This is a genomic window from Marinomonas rhizomae (genome assembly GCF_003315485.1).
GTDB classification, from domain to species: Bacteria; Pseudomonadota; Gammaproteobacteria; order Pseudomonadales; family Marinomonadaceae; genus Marinomonas; species Marinomonas rhizomae.
Window position 1 is genome coordinate 48266 of sequence record NZ_QNSE01000014.1, and the last position, 12709, is coordinate 60974.

The following is a 12709-nucleotide window of genomic DNA, read 5'->3' on the forward strand; positions in this document are numbered from 1 at the left end:
TACTACCTCTTAACGTAAATAGTGAGTTTGTGCAAAGCAAGGCGAACACGAGACTTTATCGTTCCGAGAGGAAGAGATAGCTCTTCCGCTGCTTCTTTGTGGGTTTTGCCTTCTAAGTAAACTTTGGCTAAAACCTGTTTTTGATCTGCAGGCAATTTTTCTAGGCCTTGTTGAATCCGTTCTTGATCTCTTTTTTGCTGAGCGTCTTTAAATGGGTCTGCATTTTCGTCGACTACATTTTGCCAAAGATACTCAGGATCAATATCTGACTGATGGCGACTGTTTTTACGCAAATAATCAATACGTGCGTTTCTTGCTAGAGTAAAAACCCAAGTATTTAGGGATGCGGATTCTGGCTTATAAGTGTGAGCTTTGTTCCAGATACGAATCATCACTTCTTGAGCAATGTCATCGGCCATTAAATTTGCGCCAGGTTGTGCCGCTAGGCAGAAGGCTCTTACTTTTGGAACATAATGATCAAATAGGCGAACGAGTGCCGCTTGATCTCTGTGTTCCGCAATAGCAAGCATATCCGCTAGGCGTTGTTCATCTGGTTCTATTTCTATTGCGCGTTCCATTTATTGCTCCAAAAGGAAAGCTGATATGTCGATTTATAAATATACGCAGTGATTAGAAGGATGGATCACATTCGTTTTTTTTAACAGTAAAAAAATTCAGTATTTTAAATGCTGAAAAATAGAGAGGCTGAAAAATATCCATTTTTGTACCTTCTATATAAAAAGAGTGATCCATAACGTGTTTGGCTACGTTTAATTAGAATAAATAAAACGAATCGATCTCGATCTATTCTACAAGCCAAGATGGCTAAGGTAAGTGATGGGCATGGCGGACTCTAAAATGGACTCCAATTTTTTGTTAATAGAGCGCTTTAAAGCGTTTTATCTTGATGTAAAGCATCCAAAGCTAGACAAAATAGATGACGTGTATACAGAAGATGTATTGTTCAAAGATCCGGTCCATGAGTTACGTGGAGCTGAAAGTTTGCATGCCTATTTATCTGAAATGTGTGTCAACGTTCGTAGTGGTCGTTTTGAATATTTGGATCAAGTCATTGCTGAAAATACGGCTTACATAAAATGGAATATGCACTTTAAACACCCCAAGTTAGGTAATAAAACCATTACAGTGCGTGGTATTAGTCAGGTGCAATTTAATGAACGTATTTACTTTCATGAAGACGTTTATGACCTTGGGCAAATGCTTTATGAACATGTCCCTTTGTTAGGGGTTGCGGTGAAAGGTCTAAAGAAACGTCTTGCGAGCTAAGGAGAGTATTATGAGCACTGTCGTGGATGAAAAAGTCGTTTGGGTAACTGGAGCAAGCTCTGGCATCGGCCTTGCGTTGAGCAGGCGTTATTTAGAGGATGGTTGGCGGGTATTGGCCAGCGCGAGAACACCTGGTGGGCTTGATAGTCTCTTAAAAGAGTTTGATAGGCTCACTTTTGTGCCTTTTGATATGACAGATGATAGCCAAATAGGCACTGTCCAAAACACTTTGAGCACCTATTCAGCTCATTTAGATTGTGCTGTATTAAACGCTGGTACTTGTGAATATTTAGACATACATGAGCCAGACTGGAAAATGATGAATCGCATTATGTCGGTTAACTTTTTGGGTTTGGTGAACTGTGTCGAAGTGTGTTTGCCCTTACTGAAAAAGGCATCACGCCCTCATCTGGTGGGTGTGAGCTCTCAAGCCGTACAAGCCGCTTTCCCTCAAGCAGAAGCCTATGGAGCAAGTAAAGCGGCGATTCGATATTTCCTATCTTCTTTGCGCATGGATTTGAAACCATTCAATGTTGATGTCACTTGTCTGTTACCCGGTTTTGTTGATACCCCTTTGACGCAAAAAAATACTTTTGATATGCCATTTTTGATGTCGCCAGAAGAAGCCGCAAAACGCATGTTTGATGCCTTGGAATCTCGTCCATATGAATATGCTTTCCCTAAGCGATTAACCGCTATGTTATGGATTGGAAGGCACTTTCCTAAATTATGGTTTGCTAAGTTAGCACCGAAAAAATAACCATTTCGAATTTTAAAAAAACCAGCTTGGCTGGTCATAACAAAATATGTTTTAAGGGGACAATGAGTGAAAATTGCCATTATTGGATCAGGGATTTCGGGTCTAACCAGCGCTTATCTTTTACAGCAGCAACATGATGTAACGGTGTTTGAATCCGCAGAGCGGATCGGCGGTCATACCGCGACCGTACAAGTAGAGGAAGCAGGAAGTACTCGGGCAATTGATACTGGTTTTATTGTTTTTAATGACTGGACCTATCCGAACTTTATTCGCTTGATGGATGAGTTGGGGGTGAAGTCTAAGGCAACAGAAATGAGTTTTAGTGTCAGCTGTCAGCGTACCGGATTAGAGTATGGTGGCAATAACCTAAATACCTTGTTCGCTCAGCGTCGCAATCTGCTGAATGTCTCTTTTATTGGCATGTTAAAAGACATCTTGCGTTTTAATAAAGAGGCCATCCAAGATCTAGAAAGTAACCAATTAAAAGAAGGGGTAACGCTAGGGGAATATCTGAAAGAAAAGGGTTACGGTAGTCGTTTTGCGAGCCACTATTTAATTCCTATGGGCAGTGCGATTTGGTCGTCTACCTTGGATGAAATGATGGAATTTCCCTTGGTGTTTTTTGTTCGCTTCTTTAAGAATCACGGTTTGCTAAGTGTCAACGATCGTCCGCAATGGCGCGTCATTGAAGGAGGCTCGTCAGCGTATTTAAAACCACTGGTGGAAACATTCGAAGATCGAATTCAGCTAGGAGCGAATATAGCGAAAGTCCATCGTAGCGAAGAGAACGTAGTAATTCACTTTGCTGATGGCTCCACACAGGTTTTCGATCAAGTGGTGTTTGCTTGTCACAGTGATGAAGCCTTGGCTTTGTTGGCAGATTCTTCACCAGACGAACAAGCAATTTTGGGAGCCATCCCTTATCGAAATAACGAAGTGATGCTCCACACTGATATAGAGTTATTGCCGAAGAAAAAATTGGCTTGGTCGAGTTGGAATTATCATTTAGGTGAAGACCGCACCAAGCCTGCAACCCTTAGCTACAACATGAATATTCTGCAGCATTTTTCAAGTGATACAACCTATGTCGTCACCTTAAACCAGACGGATATGATCGCGGAAGACAAAATAGTTGGGCGCTTTCAGTATTCTCATCCTACCTTTACTTTGGAAGGCATCAAGGCGCAGGATCGTTGGTCAGAGATTAATGGCGTCAATAAAACATGGTTCTGTGGCGCTTATTGGCGTAACGGTTTTCACGAAGATGGTTGTTGGAGCGGTGTTCGTGTCGCGAATGGGCTTGGTATTTCATGGTAGATTTTGTTCCTAAGCACAGCGCTATTTATCATGGCATGGTGCGACATCGTCGCTTTACGCCGCGTTCCCATGCATTTCGCTATCGTGTTTTTATGATGTATTTCGATTTAGACGAGTTAGACGATGTGTTGGCGATGAGCCCTTGGTGGTCAATGAAGCATTGGTCGTTCGCTCGATTTTCTCGAAAGGATTATTTTGGGAACGAATCTCTCTCCATTAAACAAGCGGTGTTATCGGAAGTGAATAGCCGTCTGGGGCTGAGTTTATCTGGCTCAGTTCGTATGCTGACTAATTGTCGATACTTTGGCTTTATCATCAACCCTATTACCATCTATTACTGCTTTGATGAACATGAGCAACTGCAAGCTATGTTGCTTGAAGTGACTAACACTCCGTGGAAAGAAAAAATCCCTTACGTTTTAAAATGTGATCCAAGCGATCAAATGCAGCGTATTCAATTTAATAAGGCCATGCATGTATCGCCTTTTCACCCGATGGAACATTTTTACGATTGGCGTAGCAACGTTCCGAATAAGAAGTTAGCGGTGCACATGCAGAACAGGGAGTTAGTAGGTGAGCAATGTGTGTTTGATGCCACATTATCCCTGACTCGAATGACGCTAACATCAAGTTCTATGGCTAGGGTACTGTTTAGTTATCCGGTCATGACGATGAAAGTCGCATTCGGTATTTATTGGCAAGCACTTAAGCTTTGGATGAAGAAAGTACCTTTTTATTCACATCCGAATTCATCGTCTACCACTACGAAATAGAAACAATAAATTTTGTAGCACAAATGTAATAGGAGACTAACCAGTATGAACTCCGTCAGTATGGATAATCAAAAAGTGAGAAAAAATCGCACAACCACATGGTTCGACAACTTAGCCCGTAAGATGGTTTTTACCATGTTGGGTAAATTGGAAGTGGGTCATCTTACTTTGGAGGAGAGTGGGGAAACTTATTCTTTTGGTGAAGCGAAAGAAAATACTCAGTACATCGCCCATATTCATGTTCATGATATTCACGCTTACCGCGATGTGTTCTTAAACAGCAGTATTGGTGCTGGCGAAGCCTATATGAAAGGCTGGTGGTCTTCTTCAGACGTGGTTGGTGTTATTCGCTTGATGGTCGCTAATTTAAACCTGATCAATAAAATGGACGCGAAACGCCCCATTTGGAGCCGAATCGGTACAAAAATTGTTCATAAACTAAATGCTAATACTAAGAAGGGTTCCAAGGACAATATCTCTGCTCATTACGATTTGGGTAATGATTTTTTCTCTTTGTTTTTAGATCCTACCATGATGTATTCCTCTGCGGTTTATCCCCAAGCTCACTCTTCTCTAGAAGAAGCTTCGGTGAATAAATTAGATCGCATCTGTCAAAAGCTTCAGCTTAGTAAAGAAGATCACTTGCTAGAGATCGGTACTGGCTGGGGGGGGATGGCGATTCATGCTGCAAAACATTATGGATGCCAAGTGACCACGACCACTATTTCGAAAGAGCAGTACGAATTTGCCAAAGCGCGAGTGGAAGCTGAAGGCTTGCAGGACAAGATTACTTTATTGCTTGAAGATTATCGTGATCTGCAAGGCCAATATGACAAATTGGTGTCGATTGAAATGATCGAAGCGGTAGGGCATGAATACTACGACAGCTATTTTTCTAAGTGTAGTGCGCTATTGAAGCCGCACGGTGTGATGGTCATTCAAGCGATTACGATTGCTGATCAGCGTTACGATTACGCCCGCAGTTCAGTGGACTTTATTCAGCGTTATATATTTCCTGGTGGTTGTCTGCCATCTAACCAAGTAATCGCTCATAAAATTGCCTCTAAAACAGACATGCAGATAGTCGGCTTAGAAGACATCACAGAACATTACGCAAAAACCCTTGCTGACTGGCGTACACGTTTTCATGCTGCGCGTCGCGAAGTGACGGATATGGGATTCGATGAAGTTTTCTGTCGCATGTGGGATTTTTATCTTGCCTATTGTGAGGGTGGTTTTAAGGAGCGTGCGATTAGCACTGGGCAGTTCATTTTTGCTAAGCCTGATCACCGTTTGTCCATCGCGCAGTGATCAAAGGAGTGAATGGCATGAAACCTCTGATGAATGCCATTTTGTTTCAAGTTGTCTGGTTTATTTGTTTATTGGCAGGTAGCACTTGGGCATTGGTCGCTACTCTAATTTATTTGATTTTGCATGATCGCTATTTTATGCAAACTCGAAAAGAGTGGCGTTTGTTGTTTGTCTTTTTTGCTCTTGGTTTAGTGATAGACGGCAGCTTATTTCAAATAGGTGTTTTCTCGACAAACGCAGAGGAGCTCAAAGGTTTTAATACGCCACCAGTGTGGTTGATCTGTCTTTGGGTGAGTGTCGGCACCTTGTTCGCTCATAGTTTGGCTTTTCTGCGTTCGCGTTATCTCTTCAGCGCATTACTTGGTGCGGTTGGACCCACTATGAGTTATTTTGCAGGGGCAAATTTAGCGGGTATTAGATTGGCTGAGCCCCTTATGTTGAGTTTGTTCATTGTCGCTCTCATCTGGTCTATGGTGTTATTGTTGGGTGTATGGCTCTGTGAGAAATGGGCTCTATTTCCAGAAGAAGGAGAATAAAGAGGATGAAACGTGTTTGTGCTCTACCGTTATCAAAGTGGTCTCTTATTGTCGCTATTGTGATTTTTTCATGTCGTTCCTTTGGCGCAGCCGATGACTCTTTCTCGCAACTGGTTGGCAGTGCCTATAGTGTCGAAACAGGCGCTTTGTTGTACCGAGAAACTCATCAACAAGTTAGCAAAGATACTTATAAGGTGGAGTACTCAGAGCCAAATGGGCGTGTTTTTGCGGATAAAACGATCGATTTTTCCAAATCACGAATTACCCCAACGTTCTCTCAATTGAATAAGCGCAATGGTGAAAAAATTGATGTCACTCGGCGTGGTGATCAACTCCAAATACGTTATCGAGAAAACAGTAACGCCAAAATTGAAAAAAATGTACTGAAATTAGCTCCAGGAATGGTAGTTGATGCGGGTTTTGACGCTTTTGTAAAACAGTATTGGGGAAGTCTAATATCTGGGAAAGAGATGGACATTGAATATCTGGTGCCGAGCCGTCAGTCAACATTCAGCTTTCGTTTCAGTCAGATCACCTGTGTTGATGGCACAAAAGAAGGCGCCATGTGCTTCGCGCTTAAGCCTGTTTCTTGGTTTGTCAGGATGGCGGTAGACCCTATTGTAGTCGCTTATGATCCATCCAATAAAAGATTATTACGCTTTACCGGCCGAGCCAACATTTGTGACGAACAAGGCAAGTATCAAACGGTTGATATTCAATATCATTACATTTAGTCATATTTTTTAGTGTTCAAAGGAAGCAATATGATTCATCTATGGCGCTCTATTTCAGGCAAAATTGCTGTTGTTTTATGTGCATTGTTGTTGGCGGCTTGCTCTACACCTGACGTTTCTTTATACGCAAAGAATGAGCCTAAGTTTGAGCTACAACAATTTTTTTCAGGCTCTTTGACCGCTCACGGCATCTTAAAAAATCGCAGTGGTGAAGTGATTCGTTATTTCAATGCCACTCTAGAGGGCAGTTGGGACAAGGGGGTTGGAACACTCGCTGAAGTGTTTGTGTTTGATGATGGGGAGGTGCAAAAAAGAACTTGGATAATGACTCCAGATGCACAAGGTCATTACACCGCAACAGCCAATGATGTTATCGGGAAGGGCGACATTAACCTTGCTGGCAATGCTTTGTTTATGAAGTATGTGTTGCGAGTCCCTTATGACGGAGACTTACTTGACGTTAATGTAGACGATCGTATGTACATGGTTAAAGAGGGCGTCGTGATGAATGAATCGGTTATGACGAAATTTGGTTTTGAAGTGGGTTACTTGTCGATTGTCATTCAAAAAACGCCACAGTAAAGCTCGTTACAGAACGACTTCCTGAGTCTCTATACAAAGTTGAATAACGCTTCCAATGTTTTATGAATTAGTTGGGTAGAGTTATCGAGTAAAGACCTTATTTTCTATGTTATATACATAAGACTGCCTTCGGGTGGTCTTTTTTTATTGGTACATTTTAATATCTATGTAATTATCATTATATTGTGTGCAATGTTTTTGCACAAAGTGTGTTTTAAGTCTGAGGTTAAACATAAGGATAAGGAGGCAGCTTAGTGTTTAAGACTATCACTGGAATAGAGCCTTCGAAAAAAAGAGTCATCTTTTTTTATGGCTTACTTTCTTTGTTTATTACCCTCGCTATATTTACTCTAGGTCTTTATTTTTATTTGTTGAGCGATGTCAGTGATCGTACTTACGCGGCTAAAAAAGCCTTGTCGGACCGAATGAATGGCATTTTTACTGAGTTAAAACAGGCAGCAGAGGATAGCGATCTATCCTGTGAAAAAGCGGACTTAACACGTTTGAGGCGTGTGGTATTTTATTCTCCAACCTTGAAAGAAATTGGCTTGTTTGACTCTGACTTTAGAGTGTACTGTTCAAATTTAGGTCCGACAGATTTTAAAATTTATAGCTCGATAGCAGCAAGAATCACAAAGAGTAAGGATCGTAAAACGGTTTCTTTAGTGAATTCTAATACGTTGGGTGAGTCGACTTTTTTTGCTTTTTATCAAAGAGCAGATGGCCTTGGTGTGAATGGATTAGCGCCTCCAAAGAACATTGCGATCAGTGTCGATCAAATACTATTACCTGACTACTTTTATGAGCTGACCATTGGAAAGCAAGTATTTTCTTCCAATAGAGAAGGTATTGGTTCAGATGTGCTTGCTAAGCAAGAAGAGTCTTTAGCAGATTGGTCAATGACGCTGGTGGTGTTTTTGCCTTCGAGCCTATATTGGCATCATTTATGGTCGATTTCTCCGTTTATATTATTGAGCTGGGGGTTCTTGTTCGCAGTCTTTTATATTGGTCATTTAGTACTGATTTATTATCGTCGCTCTTTACGCCACTGCATTAAGCGAGCGATTAGAAATAACGCAATGGAAGTGTATTTTCAGCCGATTGTTTCACTAAGTGAGGGTGGATTTCATGAAATGGAAGCGCTTATCCGGTGGCGATCATTTCGTCATGGTCAAGTCTCGCCACTGGTGATTGTAGATATGGCTGATCGACTGGGCTTGATTGATGATCTTACTTGGATGGTGATCCGCAAGGTAGGAGATTTTTACCGAGAATACCCAGAACAGCTCAGAGATATTAAAATTTCAGTGAATGTTGATAGGCACAGTTTCCTTAAAGATTATTTTGCACCAAACTTATCTATTATTCTTGGCGAGTATCCGGAGCTGAAAGGCCGGCTTGGCCTTGAGGTCACAGAAACCACCGCACTGAATTCTGCTGAGTTACCTTTGATGGTGAGCCGCTTCGAAGATATTAAAGCCCTAGGTATTGGTTTGTCCGTCGACGACTTTGGTACAGGCTATGCGGGGTTAGATTTTTTGCGCCGTTTCCCATATGACACATTAAAGCTGGACCAAATTTTTATCGCCAGTTTGAAGGACGATCAGTTCACTCGTCAGATACTCACTTCAGTTACTAAATTGGCCAAAGAGCTAAATATGGAATTGGTGGCTGAGGGGGTTGAGCGTGAAGATCAACTAAATGCGGTTCGTGAATTGGGTGTAGACAGAGTGCAAGGTTACTACTTCTGTCGGCCTTTGCCGAAAGATCAGGTTATTGCTTGGTTTGAAGAAAACGCCGCTAATTAAAGGCGTGATTGTGATGCAGGATTGTATTATGACTTGGCTTCTCTTACCCTCTACCGCTCAATTTCTACGTTCAAGGTTTTTACACTATGGCAACACTGGTTTTTCGGCTTAAATATGTTCCTGACGAGGAAGCGGACGATATTCGCCAATTATTAGCAGACCATGACATAGCCTTTTACGAAACAACAGCAGGACGCTGGCAGATCTCTATGGCTGGACTGTGGGTAAAAGACAAAGAGCAAGCCATCAAAGCGCGGGAATTGATCAGAGAAGACCAAATCGCTCGTGCGCAAACTATGCGTCCGATTACATTTGGGCAGTGGATATTGGGCTATTTACAACACGCTCGTCAAAATCCAGCGGAAGCCATTTTTACTTTAATTGCCGTGTTGCTTATTTTAGGCATTTCAATCGTTCCATTTACGCTGTGGCTGTAATGTCTGGATAGTCAATTTAAGTGGCTTCATTTAATGGCTTTGTTAGTAACGCGGCTTTACGCTGCACTCTTGCACTAATCAATTGCACATTAATCGCGCTGACGATGACAATCAACATACCGAACAAACTGAGCAAGTCCGCATGAGATGAACTGATGCTGTCTGACCACCAACCAAATGCGATACAGAACTCCGTTAATATGAAAGCCATTACAGGCGTCAGAGCTACAGAAGCACTGACTTGTACGGTCTGCCAATAACGCATAGCTTGTGCAAACGCGCCATAGGCTATCAATGTATTAAGGCAGCAGAAAGCGGCAATCCAAGCATCGTCATAAGACATTTTTAATAGTTCGCTTGGTGAAGAAAATGGCAACATAACGACCAAGGCATAGATATAAATGGCCAGTAAAATGTTGGAAGGCGCTAAATGTTTGAATAATGACTTTTGCAGCAAAGCATACATAGACCATGCCGCCGCAGACATTTGTACTATGGCAAAACCAGTCCAAATTGAGCCATGACCGCCTTGCCCAAAAATAGGGTGGAAGAAAACCAACATCCCCAAACCGATTCCCACAAAACATAACCATTGTTGCCAGTTAATGCTTTCTTTCAAAAAGAACAAACCACCCAAGGCAAGAAACAGAGGCGCGATTTGAAAACTCAATTGCGCTGAACCCGGTAATAAAAAGTTCAAGCTCCATGCAAAGCAGGTGTAGTTAACAATTAAAAATGTCCCTGCGGCGAACAGACGTAACCAGTTATTTCTCGTGAGCGATTTAAACTCAACTAGTTTACCGCGTTGCCATTGCCATAAGCCCAAAATAATTCCAGCCACCGAAAAGCGTAGCCAAGTCAGTGTAATAGGATCGGAAAAACCTCCAGACAATTTGAGCGCAATGGGCAGCATTCCCCAAAACAGTACCGTGATAGAGCTAAAAAAGAGGCCGTACAAGAAAGTCTGTTTTGCCGTTAGCATGGGAGTAGCCTTATAACAGTGAAGAGAATCAGAAATTTCATAATGGCTTTCCCTCCTTATTAAATCCAATGCATAATAGTTCTAATCATTATGCACAATTCGAGATTTGGTTATGATTCCTAGTTCGCTACAACATTTGGATCTTAAATCCTTGACTGGACTTCTCTATTTATTGGAAGAGCGTAACGTTGGTCGGGCGGCAGATCGTCTTTACTTGAGCCAATCCGCCATGAGTCGATTGTTAAACCGATTGCGAGATGCTTTTGATGACCCTTTGTTTATTCGTACTGCAAAAGGCATGGTGCCGACGTCGAAAGCGTTAGCCCTAGAAGCGCCTTTAAAACTTATGTTGGAGCAAATGGCAGGGTTGTGGACTGAATCTGAATTTCAGCCGCAAAGTAGCCATCGAACTTTTCGCATGCAAACCACTCATTATCAGGCGCAAGCTTATATTCCTGCGATTGCTGAACAGTTTTATCTCGAAGCACCGTTTGCCTTACTGGAAACCAGTACACTGACTGAAACCAGTTTACTTAATCAAGCCGAGCATTCTTTAGATCTTGCCTTGTGTAGTGATTACATTCAGCTTCCTAATCGTTTTGAGAAACATCTATTGGGGCGTGAAAAATTTCGCTGTGTTATGTCCGCGAATCATGAATTAGCCACGAAAGACAGTATTACTCTAGATGACTATTTGGCTTACTCCCATGTCTTAGTGAATTTGGGCGGTTCTAACCCTGTCATTAGTGATGCTTTACTTGGCGAACGCGCACGGGAGCGGCACTTTGCCTTTCGTACGCCTTACATGCTGGCCGCCTTGGAAACGGTAGGTAGAACGTCGCTGTTAATGAGTAATAGTGGCTTGCTACCAGAGCGCTTTCAACAGCAATTTGGCTTGGTGATAAAAGACCTACCGATGGATTTTCCCTTTATTCATTATTATTCAAGCTGGCCAAAATCGATAGAAAAGGATCCTGGTGTGATTTGGTTTAGAGACATTTGTGAACGGGTAGTCAAAGGCTTAATTCCTTACCCAGAATTGTGCCTTTCTAGCTGAGTGATATTTCAGCACATTTAGTCCAAACTGAGGAATTCGGTTATACTCGCGTTTTGGTTTAAAACAATGGCATTACAGTGGTCTTAAAAAGTAAGAATACGAAAAGCAAACGTACCAATAAGCTGGAGCTTCATCCTCGTAATCCGCATCGGGCGCGTTATGATTTTGCTTTATTGGCGGATTCTTGCCCTGAACTTTCTGGTTTTATCCAACTGAATCAATATGGTAACGAGTCAGTGGACTTTGCCAATCCCAATGCGGTGAAAACTTTAAACCGAGCTTTGCTGAGTCATTTTTATGGCGTTGCCTTTTGGGATATTCCTCCTGGTTATCTTTGCCCGCCGATTCCCGGCCGAGCGGATTACATTCATTATTTAGCTGATTTATTAGCCGCCAGCAATCAAGGGGTTATTCCTCGGGGAAAGGGCATCAAAGTCTTAGATGTTGGGGTTGGAGCTAACTGTGTGTATCCGATTATTGGTCATCAAGAATATGGCTGGCAGTTTGTTGGGTCTGACGTGAACCCTGTTGCTGTCGCAACGTGCGATACCATTGTTAAGTCTAACGCCTGTTTAAAAGGCGCGATTAGTGCGCGTTTACAAACTCAACCTGCTAAGTTATTCGATGGTGTGTGGAAGGAAAAAGACCGCTTCGATTTGACCTTATGCAACCCACCTTTCCATATTAGTGAGTCGGCAATGATCGACGAATCGCAACGTAAATGGCGTGGTGTAAAAGGCAAAGCAATGACGAAAGCTAAGCCAGTACTGAACTTTGGTGGAACCGCTGCAGAGTTATGGTGTGATGGTGGCGAAACGGGTTTTGTCTCGCGCATGGTAAAAGAAAGTGTGCAGTACGCGGACCGTTGCTTTTGGTTTACGTCCTTGGTGGCACGGCAGGGAAATTTAGAGGTCATTTATCGGACACTAAAAGACGTCGGTGCTCGCCAAGTAAAAACGATTGAAATGGCGCAAGGCCAGAAAGTCAGTCGATTTGTTGCTTGGAGCTTTCTTGGCGATGATCAAGTGGATTATTGGAAAGATAATTACTGGAAAAATTAGAGCAATTGTTAGAGATGGCATAAACATGGGATAAGCCCTATTATTCTTGATTATCCGTTGTGTT

The 12709-nt window shown here is 42.3% G+C and carries 14 protein-coding genes; 12 read left to right on the forward strand and 2 right to left on the reverse strand.

Annotated elements, in window-relative coordinates; translation table 11 throughout:
• Positions 1-2 precede the first annotated feature (2 nt).
• A complete protein-coding gene (locus DFP80_RS17230; RefSeq protein ID WP_113918054.1) occupies positions 3-578 on the reverse strand; it encodes a sigma-70 family RNA polymerase sigma factor in 576 nt (191 codons plus the stop codon).
• A gap of 265 nt (positions 579-843) precedes the next feature.
• Here DFP80_RS17230 and DFP80_RS17235 point away from each other — a divergent pair, with 265 nt between their 5' ends.
• From DFP80_RS17235 to DFP80_RS17280, 10 genes are all read left to right on the forward strand, one after another.
• Complete coding sequence (locus tag DFP80_RS17235) at positions 844-1287, forward strand: nuclear transport factor 2 family protein (protein WP_241560301.1); 444 nt, start codon at positions 844-846, stop codon at positions 1285-1287.
• Between the two features lie 10 nt (positions 1288-1297).
• A complete protein-coding gene (locus tag DFP80_RS17240) occupies positions 1298-2047 on the forward strand; it encodes an SDR family NAD(P)-dependent oxidoreductase (protein ID WP_113918056.1) in 750 nt (249 codons plus the stop codon).
• A gap of 66 nt (positions 2048-2113) precedes the next feature.
• Entirely contained in the window at positions 2114-3364 is a 1251-nt protein-coding gene (locus DFP80_RS17245; RefSeq protein WP_113918057.1) for an NAD(P)/FAD-dependent oxidoreductase, read from the forward strand.
• Complete coding sequence (locus DFP80_RS17250) at positions 3358-4137, forward strand: DUF1365 domain-containing protein (protein WP_113918058.1); 780 nt, start codon at positions 3358-3360, stop codon at positions 4135-4137. The genes DFP80_RS17245 and DFP80_RS17250 overlap by 7 nt, the downstream gene beginning before the upstream one ends.
• Positions 4138-4182: 45 nt before the next feature.
• Entirely contained in the window at positions 4183-5448 is a 1266-nt protein-coding gene (locus DFP80_RS17255) for an SAM-dependent methyltransferase (protein WP_113918059.1), read from the forward strand.
• Positions 5449-5465: 17 nt separating this feature from the next.
• Positions 5466-5984, forward strand: a complete 519-nt coding sequence (locus DFP80_RS17260; RefSeq protein ID WP_113918060.1) for a DUF2878 domain-containing protein — start codon at positions 5466-5468, stop codon at positions 5982-5984.
• A 5-nt stretch (positions 5985-5989) separates the two neighbouring features.
• The gene (locus tag DFP80_RS17265) at positions 5990-6718 is read left to right on the forward strand and encodes a hypothetical protein (RefSeq protein WP_175020633.1); all 729 of its coding nucleotides are present in this window, start codon (positions 5990-5992) and stop codon (positions 6716-6718) included.
• Between the two features lie 30 nt (positions 6719-6748).
• Positions 6749-7300: a DUF3833 domain-containing protein gene (locus DFP80_RS17270; RefSeq protein WP_113918061.1), complete on the forward strand. Its 552-nt coding sequence runs from the start codon at positions 6749-6751 to the stop codon at positions 7298-7300.
• Between the two features lie 254 nt (positions 7301-7554).
• Positions 7555-9108 (forward strand): EAL domain-containing protein, encoded by a 1554-nt coding sequence (locus DFP80_RS17275; RefSeq protein WP_113918062.1) that lies wholly within the window; start codon positions 7555-7557, stop codon positions 9106-9108.
• A gap of 86 nt (positions 9109-9194) precedes the next feature.
• On the forward strand, positions 9195-9545 hold the full coding sequence (locus tag DFP80_RS17280; protein ID WP_113918063.1) for a DUF6164 family protein: 351 nt from the start codon (positions 9195-9197) through the stop codon (positions 9543-9545).
• 16 nt (positions 9546-9561) lie between these two features.
• Here DFP80_RS17280 and DFP80_RS17285 read toward each other — a convergent pair whose 3' ends face one another.
• On the reverse strand, positions 9562-10527 hold the full coding sequence (locus tag DFP80_RS17285) for a DMT family transporter (protein WP_113918064.1): 966 nt from the start codon (positions 10525-10527) through the stop codon (positions 9562-9564).
• 112 nt (positions 10528-10639) lie between these two features.
• On the opposite strand from DFP80_RS17285, the gene DFP80_RS17290 reads away from it, so the two are divergent.
• Together DFP80_RS17290 and rlmF are read left to right on the forward strand one after the other, a co-directional pair.
• A complete protein-coding gene (locus DFP80_RS17290) occupies positions 10640-11584 on the forward strand; it encodes a LysR family transcriptional regulator (RefSeq protein WP_113918065.1) in 945 nt (314 codons plus the stop codon).
• A 77-nt stretch (positions 11585-11661) separates the two neighbouring features.
• Entirely contained in the window at positions 11662-12645 is a 984-nt protein-coding gene (gene rlmF, locus DFP80_RS17295) for a 23S rRNA (adenine(1618)-N(6))-methyltransferase RlmF (protein WP_113918066.1), read from the forward strand.
• Positions 12646-12709 lie beyond the last annotated feature (64 nt).

Excerpts from the sequence above, each read along its gene's own strand:
- DFP80_RS17230 (WP_113918054.1), bottom strand. The coding sequence starts at position 578 with ATGGAACGCGCAATAGAAATAGAACCAGATGAACAACGCCTAGCGGAT.
- DFP80_RS17235 (WP_241560301.1), top strand. The coding sequence starts at position 844 with ATGGCGGACTCTAAAATGGACTCCAATTTTTTGTTAATAGAGCGCTTT.
- DFP80_RS17240 (WP_113918056.1), top strand. The coding sequence starts at position 1,298 with ATGAGCACTGTCGTGGATGAAAAAGTCGTTTGGGTAACTGGAGCAAGC.
- DFP80_RS17250 (WP_113918058.1), top strand. The coding sequence starts at position 3,358 with ATGGTAGATTTTGTTCCTAAGCACAGCGCTATTTATCATGGCATGGTG.
- DFP80_RS17255 (WP_113918059.1), top strand. The coding sequence starts at position 4,183 with ATGAACTCCGTCAGTATGGATAATCAAAAAGTGAGAAAAAATCGCACA.
- DFP80_RS17260 (WP_113918060.1), top strand. The coding sequence starts at position 5,466 with ATGAAACCTCTGATGAATGCCATTTTGTTTCAAGTTGTCTGGTTTATT.
- DFP80_RS17265 (WP_175020633.1), top strand. The coding sequence starts at position 5,990 with ATGAAACGTGTTTGTGCTCTACCGTTATCAAAGTGGTCTCTTATTGTC.
- DFP80_RS17270 (WP_113918061.1), top strand. The coding sequence starts at position 6,749 with ATGATTCATCTATGGCGCTCTATTTCAGGCAAAATTGCTGTTGTTTTA.
- DFP80_RS17280 (WP_113918063.1), top strand. The coding sequence starts at position 9,195 with ATGGCAACACTGGTTTTTCGGCTTAAATATGTTCCTGACGAGGAAGCG.
- DFP80_RS17285 (WP_113918064.1), bottom strand. The coding sequence starts at position 10,527 with ATGCTAACGGCAAAACAGACTTTCTTGTACGGCCTCTTTTTTAGCTCT.
- DFP80_RS17290 (WP_113918065.1), top strand. The coding sequence starts at position 10,640 with ATGATTCCTAGTTCGCTACAACATTTGGATCTTAAATCCTTGACTGGA.